15 protein-coding genes are annotated in these 23,804 nt (G+C 48.9%); 8 read left to right on the forward strand and 7 right to left on the reverse strand.

Annotation, left to right across the window (positions count from 1 at the left end; genetic code table 11):
* Together FBF61_RS34805 and FBF61_RS32210 are read left to right on the forward strand one after the other, a co-directional pair.
* On the forward strand, window positions 1-1,325 hold a 1,325-nt coding region (locus FBF61_RS34805; RefSeq protein WP_166444673.1), incomplete at its 5' end, for a hypothetical protein.
* Between the two features lie 75 nt (window positions 1,326-1,400).
* Window positions 1,401-1,703: a helix-turn-helix domain-containing protein gene (locus FBF61_RS32210; RefSeq protein ID WP_229215322.1), complete on the forward strand. Its 303-nt coding sequence runs from the start codon at window positions 1,401-1,403 to the stop codon at window positions 1,701-1,703.
* A 148-nt stretch (window positions 1,704-1,851) separates the two neighbouring features.
* Here FBF61_RS32210 and FBF61_RS32215 read toward each other — a convergent pair whose 3' ends face one another.
* Together FBF61_RS32215 and FBF61_RS32220 are read right to left on the reverse strand one after the other, a co-directional pair.
* Window positions 1,852-6,108 carry a T9SS type A sorting domain-containing protein gene (locus FBF61_RS32215; protein WP_138485115.1) on the reverse strand — a complete coding sequence of 1,419 codons (4,257 nt, stop codon included), beginning with the start codon at window positions 6,106-6,108 and terminating at the stop codon, window positions 1,852-1,854.
* A gap of 24 nt (window positions 6,109-6,132) precedes the next feature.
* On the reverse strand, window positions 6,133-10,422 hold the full coding sequence (locus FBF61_RS32220; protein WP_166444674.1) for a T9SS type A sorting domain-containing protein: 4,290 nt from the start codon (window positions 10,420-10,422) through the stop codon (window positions 6,133-6,135).
* A 269-nt stretch (window positions 10,423-10,691) separates the two neighbouring features.
* On the opposite strand from FBF61_RS32220, the gene FBF61_RS32225 reads away from it, so the two are divergent.
* The 3 genes from FBF61_RS32225 to FBF61_RS32230 are packed head-to-tail and all read left to right on the forward strand — an operon-like array spanning window position 10,692 to window position 12,180.
* The gene (locus tag FBF61_RS32225) at window positions 10,692-11,408 is read left to right on the forward strand and encodes an ABC transporter permease (protein ID WP_166444675.1); all 717 of its coding nucleotides are present in this window, start codon (window positions 10,692-10,694) and stop codon (window positions 11,406-11,408) included.
* Window positions 11,409-11,446: 38 nt separating this feature from the next.
* Window positions 11,447-11,884: a hypothetical protein gene (locus FBF61_RS35695; protein WP_374756640.1), complete on the forward strand. Its 438-nt coding sequence runs from the start codon at window positions 11,447-11,449 to the stop codon at window positions 11,882-11,884.
* Complete coding sequence (locus tag FBF61_RS32230; protein ID WP_138485118.1) at window positions 11,821-12,180, forward strand: ABC transporter permease; 360 nt, start codon at window positions 11,821-11,823, stop codon at window positions 12,178-12,180. The genes FBF61_RS35695 and FBF61_RS32230 overlap by 64 nt, the downstream gene beginning before the upstream one ends.
* On the opposite strand, the gene FBF61_RS34815 is transcribed toward FBF61_RS32230, so the two are convergent.
* Window positions 12,177-12,320: a hypothetical protein gene (locus FBF61_RS34815; RefSeq protein ID WP_166444676.1), complete on the reverse strand. Its 144-nt coding sequence runs from the start codon at window positions 12,318-12,320 to the stop codon at window positions 12,177-12,179. The two genes, FBF61_RS32230 and FBF61_RS34815, sit on opposite strands and share 4 nt — an antisense overlap.
* Window positions 12,321-12,432: 112 nt before the next feature.
* Here FBF61_RS34815 and FBF61_RS32235 point away from each other — a divergent pair, with 112 nt between their 5' ends.
* Complete coding sequence (locus tag FBF61_RS32235; protein ID WP_138485119.1) at window positions 12,433-12,978, forward strand: alpha/beta hydrolase; 546 nt, start codon at window positions 12,433-12,435, stop codon at window positions 12,976-12,978.
* 174 nt (window positions 12,979-13,152) lie between these two features.
* On the opposite strand, the gene FBF61_RS32240 is transcribed toward FBF61_RS32235, so the two are convergent.
* Window positions 13,153-13,893 carry an SDR family NAD(P)-dependent oxidoreductase gene (locus FBF61_RS32240; RefSeq protein WP_138485120.1) on the reverse strand — a complete coding sequence of 247 codons (741 nt, stop codon included), beginning with the start codon at window positions 13,891-13,893 and terminating at the stop codon, window positions 13,153-13,155.
* Between the two features lie 100 nt (window positions 13,894-13,993).
* Here FBF61_RS32240 and FBF61_RS32245 point away from each other — a divergent pair, with 100 nt between their 5' ends.
* Window positions 13,994-14,371, forward strand: coding sequence for a winged helix-turn-helix transcriptional regulator (locus FBF61_RS32245; protein ID WP_138485121.1), 378 nt, complete (start codon window positions 13,994-13,996; stop codon window positions 14,369-14,371).
* Between the two features lie 106 nt (window positions 14,372-14,477).
* Here the strand turns inward: FBF61_RS32245 and FBF61_RS32250 are convergent, their stop codons facing one another.
* Entirely contained in the window at window positions 14,478-19,604 is a 5,127-nt protein-coding gene (locus tag FBF61_RS32250; protein ID WP_138485122.1) for a GEVED domain-containing protein, read from the reverse strand.
* Between the two features lie 339 nt (window positions 19,605-19,943).
* Between FBF61_RS32250 and FBF61_RS32255 the strand changes: the two genes are divergently transcribed.
* Window positions 19,944-20,612: an Ig-like domain-containing protein gene (locus FBF61_RS32255; protein ID WP_166444677.1), complete on the forward strand. Its 669-nt coding sequence runs from the start codon at window positions 19,944-19,946 to the stop codon at window positions 20,610-20,612.
* An 82-nt stretch (window positions 20,613-20,694) separates the two neighbouring features.
* On the opposite strand, the gene FBF61_RS32260 is transcribed toward FBF61_RS32255, so the two are convergent.
* Window positions 20,695-23,307, reverse strand: coding sequence for an ABC transporter permease (locus tag FBF61_RS32260; RefSeq protein WP_229215323.1), 2,613 nt, complete (start codon window positions 23,305-23,307; stop codon window positions 20,695-20,697).
* Window positions 23,304-23,642: a PadR family transcriptional regulator gene (locus FBF61_RS32265; RefSeq protein ID WP_138485124.1), complete on the reverse strand. Its 339-nt coding sequence runs from the start codon at window positions 23,640-23,642 to the stop codon at window positions 23,304-23,306. Before FBF61_RS32265 ends, FBF61_RS32260 begins: the two co-directional genes overlap by 4 nt.
* Window positions 23,643-23,804: the final 162 nt, after the last annotated feature.

Raw genomic sequence — 23,804 nt, forward strand, 5'->3', positions numbered from 1 at the left:
GCCAACATTCTCGTTACTTCCTGCTTAAACTCAGCATCATAACTCTTTCGGGTTTTGCTCTCTTTCTGAACTCCCATTTTGCATCATGTTGTGCAAAAATGTGTGCCGCTTTCGGGAGCCACCTCAGATCTGCTTATTTTGAACCAATCGTTTTTCTAAATCTATGGCATAAACAATGGTCTTTCTTTGAAGCAAATTGGAGCAAGCCGTATTCTGTTGTAGAAACACTGAAGTCTCTAAGACTTAGTGAAGAACAAAAGCATATTCTTTTTGGATTTATCTTAAAGTTTTATGGAGGCTATCCAATTCAACATATCTCTACTAATTCTGCTGTAGCTTTAAGACTTTTAGAGAAAGCATTTCTTAGTTTCCCGCATGATTCTCCGGAAAAGTTATATTGCTTGCATTCGTCCCATGTGCGTGTCCCTACTATTTTGCCCGAAAATGAAACCATCGTATACAAATATGACGAGGGCGATGTCAAGGTCTTATCTGCTGACAATGATTTGGACTTTTATTTTAGTGTACGCAATATTCCTAATAGTGAACTTGTCTTTCAGACATTCGAGTATTTTGAAACTGGCCCACGCAGAGGTACTTTTATGCCATTGATATTTTTAAATTTGCTTTGGGAGCAACAAGGCTGTACACGTCGAAATTTAAAAGGAAAGGTCAATTCGACTTTGGAAGTATTGAAATCATTGCCACTCGATGAAGAACAAAAGCATATTTTATTCGGATTCATATTGAAATGGAAAGGAGGGTACCCAATTCAGGTTTTTGATGCAGAGGAAAAGATTTTTTATAAGCTTTTGGAAGACGAATTTTTGAGGTATTCCGAACAAACTCCGGAAAAATGGTTTTGCTCAAAAAAATATTGGGTTGAAAGCCAACAAAAAACATTTCTCCCTAATCAATCAGTCGAAAGAGAATCAAGCTTAAATCTACCGGATTATGTTCAAATTGAAGTCCATCAACCGGAAGAAGACCGACTAAGAATTGAATTATGTAGATACTATTTTGATAAGTTTCACGAAGAAAAAAATATCGATCCGGGTAAAGTATTTAAATTGCTCAATGAGAACAAGCTACCATACCGAATAGCATTGTTAAATATTACCGGATATTTAGACTTTTTAAAGAAAGAATTTGCTAATGGAATTGATAGGAAACTTCATCAATTGTTGGGAAAGATTCTATCATCGCATGAGCGAAAAGTAAGAGGAAATATACTAGTTCTTAACCCTAAGTCCATTGAGGATCGAAAAGCATACACTAGCCATGGTCATGTGAGCAAAGCAGAAAATGATCTAATGGGACTATAAATAGGGACTATTGTCGGTTAGCAGCCCCAAATCGCCCTCCTAATGTTGCAAAGTATTTAAAAACATAACTTTGCAATGGCAAATAAACAATCTGTTATCGTATCCGCGATTGGAGTGATTCCCAATCGTTCACATTCAAGCCGCAGCGTATTTGACAACTACAAGAATCAATTAGAAGTTGTCTATTCTTACCTCAGTGAACATATCGCAACAGCAACGATGATCTCGATAGCCACGGGAATTCCTCAAAAAAACATCTGTCGGTACAAAAGAAAATTGGAAAAGGCTGGTCTTGTTTATCAGGCTGAGCTGGGGATATGTGAGGTAACTGGATACAGCGCATGGTACCTGTGTGCAATTTCCAATCACGAAGACTAGAAGCTACAACTAGTACAAAAAATTAAAATTTTGCACCTGCGAAATCGTCGTGAAAAGTCGATCTCGCAGGTGAATTTGAAAAAAGCACTATTTTATCCGTCAACTTCGGCAGTTATCACATCTGAACTAGTCATTTAAACCAATCCCTCTACTCCTTCACAACCCTAAAACTCCTTTCCCCCTTCAAACCTCCAACCCTCATCAAATAACTCCCGGAGGGGTACGCCTTCATATCTACCTCTGTATCGGTTTCTGAAATCGTTTTTGTCCAGAGCAGCATTCCGCTGGTATTGTATAGGGTAAGCTGCCTTTTGGCGGCGGTTTTGAAATGTAGTATTACCAGGCCATTGGTTGGATTGGGGCCGAAGGTGATGGGTTCGGCGTTTTGGGCGGGTTCCGTGCCCAGGATTACTTCCACTCTGATCGTCGATGGTTCGCTGATCGTTCCGGTGCCGCAGCCGTTGGAGACGGACAGTAATTTGAAATAGGCCTGTGGCTCCTTGCTGGTGATGAGCAGGGTGTCGGGGGTGATTTCGGCGTAACGCTGGGTGGCACCGAAGTCGTTGCCATAGTTGTATCGCCAGGGGCCGGTGCCTGTGAGCAATACTACGGCCTTGGCTTTTCCATTTTCGTCGAGCGTAGCATGGTTGCTGGCAAAAGAGGCGGTTGCTTTGGTGCCGAACAGCATGATCTGCTGGTAATCGCTGGAAGCAGTGTTGGCATCACTTGCGGCCAGACGGATCCGGTAGAACTCCGTTGTTGAAAAACTGGGGGGAATGAAGGCCCTGAGCGGCGATCCACTGCCCGTTGCCGTCAGGGATTTAGCGAGTTTTCCCTGGCTGTCGTAAAACTGGACAGTGAATTTATTGCCAGCCGAGAACGTCCCGGTCGTTGAATAATAGACCAATAACGTATCATTTTCGCAGAAAGGATTTGGAATGTTGAAACCCGTAATGCGGACTGTTCTTGCAGACGGCGGATTAACCGTCACAGTCGCACTTCCCGACGCCCTGGCGGTGCCGCAGCTGCCTGTGGCCGACGTGATGGAGAATGTGGTAGTAGCAGGAGGGGTTATGTACACATAGTGGGATGAGCCCGTGCCCCAGGGGGAGTAGGTGGTTTTTGTACCATCCGAAAAGGTAACATCGAGCGGGATGTTGCCTCCATTGGTCGACCGGATCAGAAGATAAGTAAAATCACCCGTGTTAATAGTTGTGGTGCCGGTCAGTTGGAGATCCGGTGTCTGATAAATGCTAACCTCCAGGGATTCTGAAATTTCGGAACCGGTGATGTAACATACAAGCGCATAGGAGCCGCCTGGAAACGTGGTAGATATCGGAAATGACACGGTACCTGTGGTAGCAGTGACGGAGGGTAGTTCAAATCGTGTTCCATTGTTATTTCTGAGATAAAAACCGATTTTTTCTCCCTGAGGAACGTCGCCGCCCACCTGGTATTTTACGTTGATGCTTTCACCGAGGCATACGTTGTTTTTGTCAGCCTGGAAAGTGATGATCCGCGGCCTGACCCGTACACTTGCACTGCCCGATACGGAGCCGTATCCGCATTGGTTACTCACAGATTGCAGTTGAAAAACCGTAGAGTTCGCAAGTGCGTACGACTGCGTGTACTTCGGTTCGGTTGAAGTAAGATTGCCTTGCCCATTCAGGATCATATCCCACGGGCCTCCGCCTGTGAGGTTATAGTCGATGTATGCCGACTGGCCGTAATCGATTTCGGCGTAAAATGGATCATTGAGCGAAATTGTCGCGGTAGGTTTTTTGTTTACATAAAATCTTTTACTTCCTGCATCATTGATGCCGTCTGTCAGGATGCGGACATAATACTCGCCTTCCATCGATTCCGGGATAATGTATCTGAAATCATCCAGCGTCGTTTTTGAAGCAACAGTTGTAAAATTATCAAATGTTTTCCCGACCTGAAGATGATAGGTAGTGCCTGCCGGAGGAGTGCCTTTTTCTATGTTGAAAGGGACAATCATTTCCTCGCCCGTGCAGAAGCGTTTGTCGGTAGGAAAATACTTCATCGAAAGGTTGTAACCGGCCTGGTATAAATACATCGTTTTGTTAACTTCGGTTGTGCCGCATGAGTTGCTCAGCGATTTCAGCGTGTAGGCTGTCACTTTGGACTTGGGAATCTCCGGATAAAAAGCGTCATATTGCAGCACCTGCTTGAAATGGTAGTCCTTTACGCCGTCTGTGTATTCTGCCGTGTAAGGGGAGTAGCTGTTCAACTGGGTGTAGATGGAAGGTTTTTGGTCCACTGCGAATATCCAGGGTTTCTCGGGCGTTGACCAGTCCAGCTGGGCGAGATAGCTTAAAGTCGGTTTTTTGTCGATGATCACCCGCAAACCCGCGGCAGCCTGGATCGCAGGTCTGGTGGAATTGACCAGTATCGTGATATAACCGTCAACGGCCAGGCCCGAAGCAGCTATTTTGTAGCGGCCCGGTTTTGTTACGGTCAGCAGGTTTGTTGCATAATAGTCTTTGCTAATCTGAAATTCGTTGCCTTCTTCAAATTGTCCGAAAGTTTCAAAAGACACCTCGATACTGTCGGGTTCGCAGTAGTATTTCTGTGTGGGCGGATGTACCACAATGGCGGGCGCCGTACCAGTGAACGGATTGACGATCAGATCCATCTTCACCGGATCGTTATTGGTGTAGCAGCCGTTTGCGACGGATTTGGGGCCGTATGCGCCCGTAGCCGGAACGAAGATGTGCTGCGCCAACAGGTTGTAATCTGCCGACATCTTTTCTCCTTTGATGTCTGTCACCGTATAAGGAACGCCTCCCGAAACATTGAGTGCATACTCAAAATACTGGGGGCCTGTCATGGTCCGGGGATGGTAGGTCTGGTAACCGACTCTCGGTATGCCCCGGATATTGAAACCAGACCTGTACTGAGACGTAAGCGACGGACTGGACGTTTTGATCCTGAAAGATCTGATGTTAAAATAACCCTCCGTAATCCATTCCGCGGGCGAGTGGGGGATCAGAAATTCGATGGAGTCGTTCACTATTTTTGCTTCAAATTCATAAGTCGTATTGTTGTAGGTACGGCCCTCTACCGTAAATTTTGTATTGGCAGTCAGTACGGCATTGGTGATAAACGGAAGTCGTAGTTTTTGGTTTTCACACACTTCCCATTGTTGATCCGCAGGTGCGTCGATGGCGATGCCGGCCGGCACGGTTGCTACCACGGTTTGCTTGGGGAGGTCGGTAGTCACCCCGCAGCCGGTCTGCAGCGAGCGGATCGAGAATGTTTCTGTTTTGACAGGATATACAGCGATACTGCGGTTTTGATCCAGCGTATAGGAATTACCGTTGTTCAGTTCAATGGTATAAGGTTCAGGGCCTGAAACATTGAACCCCAGCGAAAAGGGCTGCCCGATAGTTGCCGATTCACTCTGACTCTGGAATGAGGCAACCGGCTTTTTGTAAATGGTGACCGGTGCGAGATAGGAACTCACCAATGCCGGGTTATCGACCAGCACAGCTATTTGGAATGAAGCCGCATACTCCAGGATATTTTCGGGAATGCGTGCCGCCAGCACACCATTGCTTTTTCTGGTGGCAGGTACTTCGTAGATCTTTTGGGCATTGACATCGGAATTGGGATTGAAAAAACGCAGCCGGAAAGTAGCGGTTTCGGGGATCGTGCCACCTGAGACGGCATAACTCAGCTCAACATTGCTGCCTTCACAAATAGCGTTCGGATTGTTGATCCTGAGAGGAACGATCGATATCGGGTTAATGGTCGTTTTTACTTTCCCCGAGAACGGAACGGGAACATTGCAACTGTTTACAGCTTTGACGATAAAAATCTCGGCTGGCTTTGATGCTACCATACTAATTGTTTGCTGGTAATAAGGAGAGGGGGCTATTTGCCGCACGGAGCTGTCGTTGAGCGTAATCGTGATCGGATTGTTGCCACTTGCATTTACATTAAAAATGAAGCTCATCCCGGTGTTCAAAGTGTCCGTATAACCACTCTGGCCGGCGATGGAAATTGCTCCGCGGCTTAACCAGGAATTGGCGTATAAACCGGTCTGAGTGGCCGGGCTGGTTGTCGATATCCGGTAATTGATCCGGTCGTAGGTTTCAGTAATTTCGCTTCCGACGCTAAAAACCAGGTTGCCGTTTTCAAGGACAGCTTCGTATTTACCGAGCAGCTTGTTGTTATCGTAGTAGGACGAAAGCTCCACGAAGAACCGGTTGTTGTCATTGAAATCGCCAAAGATCTGAACAGGGATTTTGGTTTGGGTCTCCGCGCAAATCCGGCCATTGTAATAGTCTGTAGGATATACCTGGGGAGTAGCAACCTGACCAACGGCGGCGTAACAGAGTAAAGACAGTCCTGCCAGCAGCAGACATTTTAATTTCATTTTGAAGAAGTTTTACTGTAGTTTTTAGTATTTCACAATCCGGTATGTGGCCAAATTCTGTTTTTTTCTGACCTGCAAAAGGTAGGTACCCGCCGGGAACGCCGACAGATCGACAGTCGCGTCCTTGCCGGTATATTTGCCTGAGAAGATCTTCTGCCCGGCCACATTCAGGATGTCCAGGTTTCTTGCTGCTCCGTCTTCAAACCGCAGCAATAGTGAGCCGGCAGTAGGGTTGGGGCCGAAACCAATGACTTCCCCCACGGGTTCCGTAGCTGTGATGAGCTCGATCCTGAGTGTCGACGGTTCGTCGATTGTACCGGGCCCGCATTCATTGCTCAGTTGTGAGATCTTGTATGCGGCCAGTGGCGTAAGCGGCGCCAGGGTGATCGTGTCGGAATAACTGGCTGTATACCGATACCGTGAAAAATTGTCGTCGCCAAAGCGGTAATCGAACGGGCTGCTGCCTTCAAGGCCTACTACCACGTTTACCGACTGGCCGGCCTCGTAAAAAATAGAAGACGTAATTAGTTTTGCCCGGGCACGTTCCCCGATCCTGAATGTTTCTGAAAAGGTGCTGCCGCTTACCTTCTGATCTTTCGAATGGAGGCGAAGCCGGTAGAAGCGGGACTGTTTGATCCCTGCCGGAATGATGGCCGTCACTGGCGAGGACTGACCGAAGGTGGGAAGCGAAACGAAATTTTTGCCTGTGCTGTCTGAAATTTGTACATCATAATCGCCGGGATTTCCCTGGTAGCCCAGGTGGGTAAACGAAATCTGTATGGTATCCGAGTTGCACACATTCCAGCGTCGCAGGCCTTCAACCCGATATATTGAAAGCGATTGCGCCAGTTTAGGCTGTACAGTGATCGTCGCCGAGCCTGATACCTTGCCCGCGCCGCAAACACTTTGCATGGGTTTCAGAGTGTAGGTAATGGTGGCGGAAGGTGCTACCTTGATCTCCATAACGCCACCCGGGTAAGTGGCGTTGTTCACGTACGATTTGCCGTCGGATAGTTCAAAAGCGGTATTGGGTGTAAACCTGGTATTCGAACGGACATAGATAACGGTGGACTCTCCGGCGGTAATGGTGTTGTCGCCAAACAGCGTCATGTCCGGCGTAGCATACAACTGGTAAAATACTGATCTGGAAAGTGTTAGCGATGCGATTTCAGCCTTGATTGAAAATAAATCACCCGAGATGTTATCAGGTATGGTCAACTGGATGCGCCCCGAGGCGCTACGCACCGAATCCAGTTTGACGGTCCCACTTTTACTACCCGTGATAGAAACAACCAGGTATGTATTTGCCGGTACTTCACCACCCCTGATCGCATAATCCAGCTCGATCTTCTGACCCGGACAGATGGACGGATCTGCATTTGCGGGGAATTTACTGATTTCTAAAACCGGTCTGACCTTGACACTCACCGAGCCGCTGGCCGTTCCGTAACCGCAAGAATTCCATATTTTGGTGATCGTGAACGTCTGCGGGCCGGTTATGATGGGCGTGTAGGAACTGCCGCTGCCGGTCACCTCCTGTTGGTGCCCGTCGCTGTAAATGATTCCCAGGGGAGTATTGCCGGTTATTTCGCCTACCATATTTACCCAGCCACCATAGTCGACCGTGGCGCTGCTCATGCCGTAGTCAGGATAGCCTGTTTTCAAGGTCGCAGTTGGTGCCTTGCCGATGTTCATGAATCCGTTTTCGGAATAAATATTATCCGAGGAGTAAATTCGCATATAGTACATGCCAGCCTTCACATCGGGGGTAATAAACTTAAATACCTGCTCATCGGTCACGGAAACCAGGTCGGTGAAAGAGCCGTTATTGCCGGAAGGAGAAATTTGCAGGGTGAATTTTGTGCCCGCCGCGGGCGTGCCGCTCTCGAATGAAAAGCTGACTTCTGTATCGGTACCTGCGCACCGCCAGTTACTGTAAATTCCCGGATTGATCAGGATCTTGTAGCCGATTCCGTAATAATAGGACGTGACTTCACCATTCCAGACCCCGCATGCATTGGCAACCGATTTTAGTTTGAACTCCGTGGTTTTGCCGTTCTGTAAGGGTAACGGAACATGCGACATCCCGTTGTTGTTGCCAATGATCCTGCCTTCAATTCCATCTATCGCATACACCGTCGGACCGTAGGCGCTTGCGGAAACTGTGACACTCGGCGATTGGCCCAGATACATTTTCTCAGGGTACTGCTGCGTGCCGGTAGGCGATAGGGACGGCTGCCGGGGCGGTAAGCCCAGGTAAATCCGCTCTGTTTCTGAAACCAGCCTGGGTAAAGATGAACTGAGCTGGAAGGTGGCATCGTAACCTCCTTCTTCCCATGCGGGCAGTTTGATTTTATGGATGCCCTGTCTGGTCACATTCCGGATCGTGTAGGAGGTGCTCTGTATGTTACTAATGTAGGATAACGTAAACTCGTTGCCGGTCTCAAACTGTCCGTTGAATGCGAGTTCCAACTCCACGCTGTCGCCTACGCATTTGGTTTTTTTGGCCCATTTTATAAAAATACTTGGTGTGGTTCCGGCCGGATTCGCAACTTTTACCGGAAATGCGGGCGGATTGGTGTTGGTAAAACAGGCATTGGAAAGCTTTGACAGCTGGAAAGTCGTATCCCGTTTCACAAAGTACTGAAACCAGATGTTCCGGTAATCGTAAGTTTCCTTCGTCCCATTTGCATGCTCGACCGTGTAGGGAGCCCCGCCACGAAGGTCGAAATCCAGCCGGATGGGCGAGGGAAACTGCACACCCCGCTCCGAATAATCGGCCATGAACATGGTCGGCGGGCTTTGGATCTTGATAACACCCGACCATTGTGAAGAAAGTGACGGATTGGCCGACACTATGCGCAAAGTATAGATATTCCCGTAATCGAGATCCGGGTCCTGGCTGTTGTTTTTAGGGATGAAAAATTGAAGGGAATCGCCCGCGACAGTGGCAGGGAACACGATCTTTTTCTCAGAATAGGTATTGCCCTCTATTGAGTAGGTTGTTTGCGCCGACACACCGCTGGCCCGAAAGCCTACCCGGACGGTCTGCCCCTCACATACTATCTTCGGACTGCTTGGATAGGCCGGCCCGGCGAAAACCAGGCTTGGCTTCACCGTCACAATTACAGGCGTATTCACCGGATTCTGAATGACGCCGCAGCCCGACTCAAATGTTTTGACCTCATAACCTGTTGTCTTTGAGGGGCTGATGTCTGTACTGTATTGCAGTACTTCTCCCGACTTAAGAGTAATCTTATAGGGCGGCTTTCCTGTTGGGTTTGAGGAAAGGTAAATGCTCTCTCCCAGGTTGATTTCCGGCTTTTCAGCTTTCAGTGAAAATGAAGGCTTGGGATATACGTACATTTTCAGTGCCTTGGTAACCGACACGGCTGAGGGGTTTTGGGTCACAATGCCGAAGTATATGGACTCACTGCCCACCCGTTCCCTCACATTATCCGGAATACGCGCAGTCAGTTCATTTTTGCCCGTCAATGTCGCCGGTACATCCACATAACGATACGAATCGATGTTTAAATTGTCGCTCGCAAACCGTATACTGAACCTGGTATTGGCGTTAAATCCAGCCCCGTCGGCGTTGAAAACCACTTTGACCTCTGCACCGGCGCAAGGCTCCGCAGGGGTGAACGCCACTGGCATAAAGTCGATCGGATTGACTTTGACGTTGACCTGTCCGCTTGTACTCATCGGCCCGCAGACATTGCTTGCTTCCTTAATGGAGTACGTGCCCGCCTTGGCTTTCGGCAGGGTGATGACCGTGGGGTAAGGCGAAGGCCACTCCCAGCCGTACTGAAGGTCGAAGGTCTCCCCGGTGTTCAATGTGACTTTGCCGGGCGAATTCGGGCTGGCGATCACCGCCAGCGAGAGCTGGTCGGTGGAGTTAATCGTATCGGCGGAAAGGCCCCAGCGGGTTACCAGCTGCACCGACCCTTTTGTATAGATCCTGAACCGGTCGTAGCCATCGATCTCAGTTTGCGGGTTCGAAGTGCGGATTTTGATACCGAAGCCTACTGAATTGGCCAGCGAAGGCTCCCTCAATATCGTAACCAGCTTGTCGCCTCTGAGCTCGGCGGGGTACTCCCAGGTTTCAGCAGGATCATTAAAGTTGCGGGAGGCCACAACGGTGAATTTGTTGCCCGCAGGAAACGTGCCATTCACATTGACATCAATGCTGAGCTCAGTTCCTAAACAATAGTTTTGCGAATTGACCCTGATAATGCTCAGGCTGGGACTTTGGGCGAAAACGGCAAATGATAAAAAGGAAAAAAACAGAACGCGTAAAGATTTAAACATAGAGTGGGGAATTGATCGTGCAATTTCCCGGTTTATCCCGATTAATGCAATTAAAAGACCCATCGGTTACATATTATTTTGATTGTGTAGTAAATTACCGACAAGGGTATGTCCGCAGGCCAGAAACACCGCATCGTGGAAGAGATTTTTTACATTTTATTAACAAGGTTTTACAAGTGAATCGCCGGAAACTATCTGCGCGACGATAAATTCGTCGGTTCAGAAGAAACGGCTCTCAAATTGTTCAATCGTACTGTAAAAAAATGGGTATGTTCAGGTCCTCCTTGTCATTTAAGGTGAGCGTAACCTATGCCGACCCTAATTTTTTTGAGATTTTTTCCTTTCCACTCTTGCAGGGAAATGCATCGCAGGCACTTAAAAATCTCAATTCGATAGTCATCACCGAGGAAATGGCTATGAAGTTTTTTGGAGAAACAGACGTTGTCGGAAGAACCCTCGGCCTGGAAGACGGCCCCTCGGTCGAAACATTTTTGATAACCGGTGTAGCTAAAAACTTGCCCGGCAATTCTTCTCTCAAATTCCAGGCAGTAATTCCTTTCAAATTTTTGCAAAGATGGTGGAATGACGGTGATTGGCTAAACTACTATCTCAATACGTTCGTATTGCTCCATCCCAACACGAACCCGGAACTGCTTGAAAACAAGTTCGCCAGCGTTTTTAACAGGGATGCGAAGGAGCAGATCAGGAAAGCCAAAATACTTGCATCCGACATTGAGTTCGGCCTGCAACCTCTTGCAGACATGCATTTGAATATATTTGGTAATGATGCCGGATCAAAGAGAAGCCGTTACGCCGCGCTGACGAACGAAAGCCTTTTTGAGTATTCGCTTATTCTGGGCGGAATAGCGGTGATGATCATGATCATGGCCTGTGTCAATTTTCTTAATCTGAGCATTTCCGGACTATTACAAAGATCGAAGGAAATAGGGGTTCGTAAAATCGCCGGCGGACTTCACGGCAGATAATCTGGCACCTCCTGACAGAAACCATTATAGTTTGCTGGATCTCTTTTCTTCTTGCTTTACTGATGGTGGCATCCGGCCTGCCGGTCTTTAATCAGATGGCTGAAAAGGATATTCACCTTTCGTTTCCCGGAGACCTGAAATTTTTTGGAGGGGCCGCGGCTGTACTTACAGCTTGCGTGCTGATCATCGGTCTCTATCCGGCTGTCAAATTATTGAGGTTTAACCTGGCAGATGTTTTACAAAGCAAACAGAATTGGGGTGGGAAAAATTATTTCAGCAGGGCCCTGATCGTTCTGCAGTTTTCACTGGCAATGGGTTTGGTATTTGCAGTTATTGTTTATTACCGGCAAATGGATTTTATCTCAGCGAGAAATCTCGGCTATAATCCTGGAAGAAAATCAACCGATATGCCATGTGCCTCGCTATTTTCATTTGTGGTGCCGGACTGTTCGGACTTACCCATTTTGAGACTTTAAAACGCAGGCGGGAAATAGGTATCCGTAAGGTATTGGGGGCGTCTGTGTTAAGGCTGATGCGGCTGGTATCCGGCGATTTTCTGATGCTTGTCCTGATTTCCGTGGTCGTCGCCTCACCGGTAGTTTGGTATGTGATGAATGACTGGCTGCGGGATTTCAGCTACAGGATACAAATTTCGTGGATAGATATGGCAGTAACCATTTGGGCTGCCATGGTGATCACCGCGTTAACGGTTGGAATCAGGGTAGGCAAGGCGGCCCTGCAAAATCCCGTGGATGCGCTGAAAGAGCGTTAACTGATCTTTTTGGGAAACATCTCGCTGGCATTGACAGCATTGGGTTTCTGAATGAATGGTTGCGGAGGCCTTACGTGGTATTTTCTGATATCATTGAGATGGCCAGAGCTGGTTACCTGTTCCGGTCGTGAAATTGTCATAATTCCCCCTCAAATATGGCCGGTTTTCCCTATGTGACCGACAGCTTAAAGACGTAATTTTGAAGCGTTGGCAGGGCGTGCAATTATTCTGAAACTATTGTGAAGTGTAATTATGGAAAATCAGGTGATATTCTTACAGGGTGGCGGGTCCGGGGAAGACTACAATGCCGACGAAAAGCTGGTGGAGTCGCTTAAATTATATTTGGGCTCAGCGTACCTTGTTCGTTACCCTTTGTTGCCCAACGACGGAACGCCTGACCTCGGGCGGCGCGGGCAGATCAGACGGCTTCTTTTCGAAAGTGCCGACGGTGTCATTTTGGTTGCCCATTCTTTCGGGGCATCGATGTTACTGGCTTGTTTGTCTGAATTTGAGGTAAAAAGAAAAATTGCGGGCATTTTCCTGATCGCGACCCCTTTCTGGCAGGGGAATGAAGACTGGGTGGAAGCCTTCAAACTGCGCCCGGATTTTGCAGAAAAACTGGATAAGAAAATCCCTTTGTTCTTTTATCATTGCCGCGACGACGAAGAAGTGCCGTTTTCACAGCTGGATACCTATAAGGAGCAGCTTCCCTGGGCGACTTTCCGCGAAATCCCGACCGGCGGCCACCAGCTAGGAGAGGACCTTTCCATTATAGCGGAAGATATCAGGGCGCTCTGACAATGAGTATATCAGCCCGATCCGGGTTCGGCGGCTTTCTCAACTGAACATTATCCAAAATAATTGAATCCCTTCGGGGCTGTCATTCAGGCAATTAGAGTAAGTCCATCAAAAGAAAAGGGGCAACCAGCCCAAAGCCAGTTCCCCCTTTATCCCTTTCCTCCCCAAATCAAATCAGGCATTCAACCCGCCGTCGATGGTTATCCAGGAGCCGGTGATGTATTTTCCTTCTTCACTGGCCAGAAACGATACCAGGCCTGCGATATCGTCGCCGGTACCGTAGACAGGGATGGCCATTTTGCCGCGGATGAAGTCGGCCAGTTCGCTTTCCGCAGGATTCATATCGGTGTCGACCGGCCCCGGCTGTACCAGGGTGACTGTGATACCTTTCGGCCCCAGGTCCCGGGCCAGCCCGCGGGTAAAACCCTGCAGTGTCGATTTGCTCATCGCATACAAAGTATTCTGCGCGCTGAGTGCGTTATCTGCCATGTTACTACCGATCGTGATGATGCGTCCGCCTGCCTTGAGATGTTTCACCGCTTCAAGCGCCGCTACATACACGGCCTTTACGTTTACGTCCATCACCTTATCGTAATCATCGATTGTGTGTTCACCGAATTTCCTCCCTATATACACACCGGCATTGCTCACCAGTATATCCAGACTACCGAAATTTTCGACTGTTTTGTTTACGGCATTGATCACTTCCTCCGGCTTGTTGTTATCCGCAGCAATGGCCAGGGCCCGGCCGCCGGCCGCACCGATTTCTGCCGCCAGCGCCTCCGCCTTTTCGGCAGAGCGTGTGTAGGTGAACGCCACCTGTGCGCCATCGGCTGCCAGACGGCGTACTGTGGCCGCACCTATGCCGCGGCTGCCACCTGTTACCAGTGCTATTTTATTTTCTAACTTTTTCATAAAAACATTTTGTTTTTTTTAATGCGTTACAAACCTACGGCGCTTGCTTTATATTTGTAAGCAAGCAGCAAATTGTTAGGTACCAACAAAAAAGTAAGAAATGAGAAAGGAAACATCCACCAATGCTTTGAACGAAAGAATGCTCAGCGACAGCTGTGGTATGGCCTATACGCTAGGGGTGTTGGGTGGCCGGTGGAAGCCTGCGATCCTGTGCAGGCTCATGCATGGCACCATGCGCTACGGTGAGCTCAAAAAGTCGATCGAGGGTATTTCTGAAAGAATGCTGGTAGCCCAGCTCCGCGAACTCGAGCGCGACGGAATCGTGCGACGGATGGTGTTTCCGGAAGTGCCGCCGCGGGTCGAATACGAAATGACAGAACTCGGGCTGACCATGCAGTCCGTCATATCGGCCATGTCGGATTGGGGTAATATGCACAGAAGTGTAAGCGGGCAATATGTCGCTGCGGAACAGGCCTGAAACAGCAGATTATCAACCCTTGCATGAGAGGGGAGATTTGCCCGGTTTGAACAACTTCCGGGTTAATCTTCCATCGCAGTTTGCAGCAGTGAAGTTTTAGACGTATTTATCTGACCAATAAAACTTTTCTGACTACCTCCGTACCGTCTTGAAGGCGGATCTTCAGCTGATAGATCCCGGTTTGATAAGCTGCAACATTCAGTTTTTCATTTCTGGCTTCGTTTTCCGCCGGCTTGTCGAAAACCGTTATTCCTGCATTGTTGATCAACTTAAACCCTGAAACCGGCTCCGAGCACGTGACGGTAATTTCGTCTGAGGCAGGGTTTGGAAAAACGGTCACTTTTACGGCCGCTTCTTCCACTCTGGCCAAAACAATTTTGCTCCACGCATGTTGACCGTTCAGGTCGATCATTTTGAGCCGGTAATAATACGTGGCCCCCGACCGGGTCGCTTTGTCCAGGTATTGATATTTGCCCGGGGCGGCGTGCGGTGCTATGTTGGCCAGAAAGCTGAACCCATTTTTCGGGTCGGTGCTTTTTTGTAATTCGAAATGGTCAAAATCTACTTCTGAACTTGTTTCCCAGTCGATTGCGACATCGCTGTTCTCTATCACCTTCGCAGTCATTTTGGTCAGCGTCACCGGTAGCGGAGTAGGCTTTCCGGTGACGAAAAATCCGCTGAACCCGGTCACATCAAAAGTAATTTCCCACCTCTCCAGACCCTCATTCCAGACAATATTGTCGTCAGCAGGATGAAAAGGAAGTGCTGCTTGGCCCAGGTAGGTGCTGGGAGCGCCGGTCTCGGATGTTCCGTGAAACTGGTTGATATACAGGTTTGCCTTGTTATCTGAAGGCGACGACGGCAGCAGGATACCTCCGGCAGCTGTATTGTAGGTGTCGAAATCCTGCTGCGTAAAGTACAAAGTGACGGTGGCGGTAGCTCCGTCGGGATTTACAGTCGGTAACAGATCATAGTGTCTTGGAACGTATGGTCTGGATGGAGGTACCGTTTCGTCTATGTACACCCTGGCGACGATGTCGCCGCTGACCGGGCTGGCGCCGGAAGGGACAACCGAAGCGATAATGCGACAGTCGTCTGCAAAGATCTGGGCCGGATCTGACCCAGCTGTTGTAGTGGTCGCATCACCGGCAATGGCCAGCGTAGTAGCGTTGATCGCAATGAAATGGTAGTTTCGTCCGACACATCCGTTTGTACCCTCAACCATGTAGGTGACCACGAGTTCTCCGTGCTGCTGGCCGGTTACCAGTCCGTTTGCTACTGTTGCAAGTCCTTTGTCGCTGCTTTGCCAGGTCCCTGCTGCGGGGGTACCGGTGAGTTGCGTGCTTGCGCCTGCACAAATGGCCGCTTCACCGGTAATTGAAACGATTGGGGAGGGGTTAACGGTAATGGTAAAAGTAACCGGGTTCCCTGTGCCACAGGTTGTTTTCGGCGTTACGGTGATCGTCGCGGTGACAGGGGTAGTACCCGGGTTGACGGCATTAAACTCAAAGATCGAAGTAGCGTCCGTCTGGTCGGACATGCCGATCTCTTTCCCACCGGTAATATCGAATCTGACTCCCGAGGGTGTGCCTGCCAGTGCAAACGCCGGGACGATCTCCTGACTGCAATAGGTCCGGTTCGGGGGGATTGTGGTGATCGTGGGAGCCTCTATTGTTGAGGTCACAACAATGGTGTCACTCGCGGTGCAACTCCCCTGGGTTAGAACTACAATGTAAGTACCCGCCGTGTAAACCGACAGCGATGGTGTGGTAGCCCCCGTGTTCCATTTGTAGGTCACGCCCTCGCTATTGTTGGAAATTGGGCTGAGCGTCGAAGCAGGTTGCTCGCAGGTCAGGACAGTATTGCCTACAATATTGACTGTCAACGGATCCGTGACGCCGTTGATGCTTCGGGAAGCACTCACGCTGCAACCGTCGCTTGTCAATGTCACAGAGTAACTTCCTGCAGTAGTGACAGTGATTTGCATGGTTGTTTCACCCGTGCTCCACAGGTAGGTCGGGTTTGTAGCGGTTGATTTTGCTGTCAGCAGTATCGATGTCTGTGAGCAGGATAATGTGCTGGAAGGAGTGGTTATACTGACCGTTGGTGGCGCGGTGCTGCCTGTAATTGTTTTGGTTGCGGTAGTCGAACAGTTTTCGCTTGTCACCGTCACGGTGTAGGTTCCGGGGGTTGTGACACTGATCGTTCTCGTGGTGGCCCCGGTACTCCAGCTGTAAGCTGGGTTGTACGAGTCGGTATCGGCAGTCAATTCGATCCTTTTTTCGCTGCAGGTCAGCGCATCAAGGCCGGTGATAGTTGCGGATATGGTTGTCGGGCTACCTGTAATGGTCTTTGACTGGGTGGCGGTGCAGTTTCCGCTGGTCATTGTCACGGTGTAAATTCCACCGGCGGCCACATCAATAGATGCCGTGGCAGCTCCCGTGCTCCACAGATAAGTCGCATCGGGGAAGGCCGTGGAGGCTATGAGTGTGATGGTCGGCCTGTTGCAGCTGAGTACCGTCTGAGCGCCGGAAATGTTGACTGCACACTGAGACGGATCTTCAACAGTTAATGTATAATCTTCTGCTTCCCCAAAATTATAATTACCGCATGCGTTGTCGGGGATTGTTTCAAATGCGGAAACAATGCGCATCATGAGCGGTCCGGGGGCAAGTCCCGCCGGAATGGCGATGTCGCCTGAAAAAGCACCAGCCCCAGGCTCCGGAGTACTGAACACCCTTTCGTCTGCTTCAAAAACGGTGTTTCTGTTCATGTCTAGCCAAATGGCGATGCCGTGAGACCAGACATCGCTCAACCGGCTGCCGCTGACAGCAACCGTTTGCCCGGCCCGAACATACACAGTCCCTGGCATAGCCGCATAGCTGTTTGGTGAACATCCGGAATTATCGCTCAGTACGGCACCGTTCACAACAACCCGCTTCAGTCCGTCTTCTCCCGAACATTCATTATTGAAAGTGGGTGTGCAGGTAACAATGTCGCCAGTCACTGTGAGCACGTAATCTTCTGTCTCGCCCATTGAATAGTTTGCACAGGAACTGCCCGGGATGGTGTTGTATACTACTGTGACCCGCATAGCAAGCGGACCTGCGGCAGCGACCGGAATGGTGACGCTTCCTGATACGGAACCAGTTACCAGCGAAGGCGTATAAAATACCCTTTCGTCGTCCTCGAACATCCTGTTTCGGTTGCCATCGATCCAGATGGCCGCCCCTTCCTTATTCAGCGAATTCAGAAAGGTGGCAGTGAACGGCACTGTCTGTCCCGGTGCAACGGTCGTAGTGCCGGGAAGCACGCCATAGCCGTTGGGTGAACAGCCCGAATTCTCGCTCAGCATGACGCCGTTGAGGGAAAACGATTTTAAACCGTCGTTATCCGAACACCCTATGGAATAAACGGGAGTACAATCTGGGGACAATGTTTTAAAATTCCCCATCGTATATTCAGAGAAAGTGTTCATTTCGCAGCTCCTCCGCACTTGCCAGTCGTAGCTGGTGCCTTCGCTCAACCCTGTTAATAAATAACCGGGGGATGTGAGATTGCTGACCGTATTCCAGCTGGAAGCCGAGCTTGCTTTCCATTGCAGCTCATACACGGTGCCGGCTCCCATATTGATCCAGCTGAGCTGTGCGCTGTTGGTACCGATTTTGGTATTCGCGGTACCGAGTGGAGAAGGACAGACGGCGGTACTGAAAACCGTTGACGCGGTGTATGCCGATGATCCCGACGTACATTTGTTGCGTACCTGCCATTCATAGTTTAAGCCTGGCGTAAGGTTGCTGAGGGTGTATTCCGCTGTATTGAGGTCGCTGACATTTGTCCAGCTGGCAGTGTAAGCAACCCGCCACCGCAAATCATAACTAATTCCGGGGCCTGATGGTAACCATCTTAATTCGGCACCGGAGGTGGTGACCTCGATGGTTTTCATATTCCGGGGCACTGAGCAGTCTGTGGTGATCGACGCCGCTGCGCTGATTCCCTCTGTACTGTTGGAAGGCCTCACACGGTAATAATAGCTGGTGGTAGCCCCTGCTTTTGTATCGGTAAATGTGGTCATATCGGGCCCCACACCTCCTATATGTACAAAACCTGATTCCGGAGAGAGTGAACGTTCGATGAAGTAGCCCATTTCGTTGGAAGCATTGTCCTGCCAGTTGAGCACTACGTTTGCTGAACTCCCGGTGAAGCTGGCTGTCAGGTTGGTAACTGCCGGAACATCCGTAGACGGGTAGGTGAGCGAGTAAGAAGTGTGGCTCTGGCGCAAGGCGAGGGCGGTCTGCATGCGCTCATACTGGCTGGGGACAAAATGATGTGTGCAGGTGTGATAGTAGCTCATAAGATTGGAAATAGATGGAGTATACCTCTCACCGTTTGCGTCCAGCGCTGTTCCATTGTATGAATTGCATCCGTTTACGTTGATCACCGAACTCCCTTCCTGTCCGTAAGGATCCGCCGGGGTTTCGCAAAGCATGTCGCCTGCGAACGAACAATTCGCTCCCGGACCCCGTGTCACGAGTTCGTTGGTGGGCTCTGTACCATTGCTGCTGCCAAAAGTGTGGAGCAGGTTAAAATTGTGCCCCAGTTCGTGAGGTACCACCCGGTTTCCCAGGTCTTCCTCCGTCGCCGGATATCCTGTGAGTATGAATGAACGTGTAGAAGACCGGGTGTTCGACGGGTAATATGCATATCCTCCCCAGCCCTCACTTGTGTAGTCGACATAATATTGGTTGAGGGCGTTGCCTGCGTCCCGGGAATTTGCAACAGCATCCTCAATAGTGGAGGTGAAGTTATTGTACCAATAGGAATTGTCAATATAATCAAATGAGGTGCCTGCATAAAAAAACTGGATGCCGGTGCCATTTTGCATGTGGTAACTGTTGGCAAGGGCAAGTATGTTGTTGAGGCTGTTGACGCTGTAACCACCGTTGCCGTCACTTCTCCGTAAAATATGCGGACGGATGGGAACCCATGTAACGCCCGTGCCGCCCGCATTCCTCATCCGTGCGGCCCTGGCCATTTCCATCTCCAGGGCTTTTCGCTCGTCGTCGCCCAGTTCGGGAACGGCACACTTTAATACATTGCCCGATATCCCTTGACTTACACCGCCGGGCAGGTCTGATTGTCGCGTTTTTTTGAAGGTTTGGGCATAAGAAGGCCCCTGTAAGCAAAGCAAAAGGGATGTTAATGCCATGCAGTTCAGTAAAGTTCTGATCATTAAAGTTATCGTTGATGTGTTTACATTCAGAAATACAGGCGACTTCCGTGCGCGTAAAAGCAAACGGAAACGCAAAAACAGGAAGTGGCGGGTGACGTCGCTATTCTGAGGATGTAGAAGAATGTTTCATGTCGTTGAGAATTATGTTGAGAATAAATGCGGTAGAAAATTATAACTTTTTTTAAGTATTTACATTCTGATATTTTTTATAATCTTACAAATGTTATGTTAAACTGCGTTTCCTTTCAACTTAAACAGTGCCCAGCTCATTTTATGAAATTTTTTGTAAGCAGATCGTCTATCAGAAAAATAGTGCCAGCTTTTTATTTTCTTTTTTTATTGCCAAATATTTCTTGTGACAACAAAGAGCCCGTCCCAAGGGTCGTTGTTGATGCGCCTCAACTGGATCTGAAATACGACCAGCAGCACCAGTTTAAGCTTTCTGAGGGAGGTGAAGAACTCCAACCCCAAACCTTTGTGTGGAAATCAGATGATGAAACAGTGGGTACGGTGGATGCAAATGGAAAGTTTACGGCCCGAAGAGTTGGGGAAACTATTGTCCATGCTGTGTCGCCGGATGGAGAAATGCAAATCGAAAGTAAGGTAACCGTAAGCCCATACTCGTCGTTGTACACGGAACCCGTACTGCTTTGGGGCGCGAGCCAGACGCAGGTTAAAGCGGGAGAGAAACGCAAAATTTCGGAAAGTTCCCCATATTACCTGGCGTTTACGGGGGAAACGACCACGGTTAAAAAAGCCGAATATTACTTCAGCCCGGACCAAAAACTCAGCGGTGCCAACATTTACCTGGGTAATACGCAGGAAGCTTATCAGGAGGCTGTTTTGTATTTAAAAGAGCGGTATCCCGACAATTTCACCTACAAGAATACTACTGCGCCGTTTCAATTGATCCATTCGTTTTTTAACGATGCCAAAACAATGCGTATTGATTTTTCAGCGACGGAAATTTCCGGAAACGTTGTGAATTATTACAGTTTTACGTTCTGACAGACTTTTCGGATGAAAAGCAATAAGCAGTATAGGCAATGGTGTCTGCATCCAGCTCCTGTAACGGTCTGGATGTTCACATTCACTCGCTTCGCAGACTCTTGACAGGGTCCGTTAATGCTGCCTTGATGCTTTGGAACGAAATCGTCAGCAAGGCAATGGCAAGCGCCAGCACGCCGGCGAAACCGAAAACCCACCACGGCATGTCCATGCGATAGGCAAAATCCTGCAACCAGTTGTCCATGACATACCAGGCAATCGGGACAGCGATCATGATGCCTGTCATCACCAATTTGATAAAATCAGTGGCCAAAAGACGGATAATCCCCGTCAGGCTCGAACCTAAAACTTTCCGGACGCCGATCTCTTTTGTCCGCACCTGGGCTGTGTAAGTTGCAAGTCCGAATAACCCGAGACATGAAATCAGAATGGCGATGGAAGCGAAAATGTTGAACAACATGCCGGCTTGCTCTTCGGACTTGTAAAGACTATCGAATGCTTCGTCCAGAAATGCATATTGAAACGGGGCATCAGCATTGAATTTTGTCCAGATGTTTTTAGCAGCCGCAATGGCTTTTTTTGCGTCAGTACCTGTTGTTTTGATGTAAATGCGGTTCATATTACCGGGATCATAAATGAAGACCGCGGGTTCGATTTTTTGTTTCATCGAGGCAAAATGGAAGTCCTTCACCACCCCGATAATTGTCCCTTCCGTGTCCCAGATCTTGAAACGCTTGCCGATCGGATCTTTTATCCGCGCAGTTTTGACAGCCATTTCGTTCAGGATAAAATGCCTGGTATCGGCCGGAGCGTCCGTAAAATTACCGCCTTCTTTCAGCTGCATTTTGAAGAACGGGATAAAGGACCTGTCCGTGTTCATGAACCGGATCATCATGGTTTCGCCCGGTTGCTTTCCATCCCAGTTGCTGGTCCCGGTCTGGCCGCCGATCAGGACCACATTGAAGTTGGATCTGCTGACGTCGGATATGCCGGGCTGGCTCAATAAATCGGACTTGATGGCTTCATAATGCTTCGTCAGGTCCCGCATATAGAAGGATAACACATGCGTTTTGTCATAACCCAGTCCTTTGGACCGGATATATTTCATCTGGCTGCTGATGATCAATGTTCCAACGATCAGAATCACCGAAACCGTAAACTGAATAACTACCAGTGTTTTGCGGAACATTGCTTCGTTAAGCCCGACCGAAACTTTGCCTTTCAGGGATTTGAGTGGCTCAAAAGACGATAACAGTAAAGCCGGGTAAATGCTCGAAGCGGCCAGTGTACAAGCTATGGTAGCACCCAAAACCTGCCATATATGTGGTTTCAGAAAATCCAGGACTAATTTTTTGCCCGAAATCTGATTGAAAAACGGCATGAGAATGTGCATCAATACGATGGCCAGCAACGTGGACAATGAAAATAGCAATATGGTTTCTACCAAAAACTGCACGAAAAGTTGTATCCGCGCCGCGCCGACAATTTTGCGCATGCTCACTTCCTTGGACCGAAGCAATGAGCGGGCTGTAGAGAGGTTGACGTAATTAATGCAGGCAATGATCAGGATCAGTAAGGCCACGATCATAAACATTCTCACCGTTTCAATTCCTTGCCCGGAACCGTCGGATTTGTATAAATGTACGTCCGGCAACGCCTGTAATAAATAGGTGAGGTCCGTGTCGTCCGGTTTGTTGCGCAGATGTATGTTGCGAAGATTGGCTGCTATATCCTGCAACGGCCGGCCCGGCTGTAAGAGCAGATACGTTGTGTAATCAAATTCGGAAAAATCATTGTCCATATTTTTCCCGTCCTTGCGCCCTTCATATACATCCTTAAAGCGGAGCGAAATTGGGAAGACCATGTCGCCTTTGATGCTCGAATTCTCCGGAAAATCTTCAACTACACCTGTAACTGTGAAATGTACGTTCCCACAAGCAATCGCTTTTCCAAGGGCGTCAGCATCGCCAAAATACCGCCTGGCGGTTGTTTCGGTAAGTATAACCGAGTAGTTATCCGGGAAAGGCTTCTCCGGATTCCCATGAACGAGCCTGTAATCGAACATGGTGAACAGGGTAGGGTCGGCGAAAAAAGTGTTTTCTTCGCTGAAAACCTTGTCCTGATACCTGAACAAGGTGTGCGCACCATTATAGGTCATCCGGACCGCTTCCCTGATCTCAGGAACTTCCCTTTTGGCAAATCCCGCGATAGGCGCAACCGTTGCGGTCCATATCTGCTGACTGGAACCCGTGCCAACCCTGTTTTCAAGCTTATAAATATTATCCGCCTGCTTGTTGAAGCTGTCAAAGCTCAGTTCATCCTGCACCCAAAGCAAAATCAGGATCCCGACCGCCAGCCCCACAGACAGCCCGATGCAATTGATCAGCGAATAAAAGCTGTTATTGAGCAGATTGCGCCAGGCAATTTTAAAATAGTTACCGATCATATCATGAATGAGAAATGGTGAAGGATAAGTTTGGCTTTGTTTTTTAAAATAGCCTGGTTTGAAGAATCCCAGAACTTCCAGCCAATAGAGCCGCCTGGCTTTTTTCAGGCCAAATCGGCGGATATGGTCGTTGAATACTTCATGTAAATCTCCTTCTACGTCCTCAGCCAGGTTTGCAGCGCAAAACCATCTCAGAAAACGGACGGCAAGCTGAGGCGGAGCAGGGGGGATGTGCGCGTTCTTTTTCATAAATCAACAACCATTTTAAGTGGGCTGATAAGTCTGTCCCAGAAGCCGGCACGTACCTGCTGGATCTCTTTCAATGTGCGCAGTCCGTAGGCTGTAACGGAAAACAGGCGTTTGCGTTTGCCACCCCGCTCCGCAGTAGGCTCGCCCATAGCAGATCTCACCATACCTTTTTCTTCCAGCCGCTGCAATGCGGAATGTACCTGATTGAGCCGCAGGTCCCGGCCGGTTTGCCTGCCGATATCAAGCAAAAGCGCGGCTCCGTAAGCCTGCCCGTCCGTCACAGCCACGGCGAGCAGCACAATTTCCTCAAACTCTCCGAGATAGGTTCGTTTCATGGTTTTAATTAAATCTATTTTTGCTGATAAAATAGTTTGCCAGGAAATGAATTGTCTATCAACAGCTTGAATGTGATATACTTGTAAAAATACTTGCAGCTGAACGTTGTCCGATATCGAACAGCGTTTGTGCGGTTATGCGCCCGGATTATTAGCGTAAGT

This window comes from Dyadobacter bucti, assembly GCF_005869225.1.
GTDB lineage: Bacteria > Bacteroidota > Bacteroidia > Cytophagales > Spirosomataceae > Dyadobacter > Dyadobacter bucti.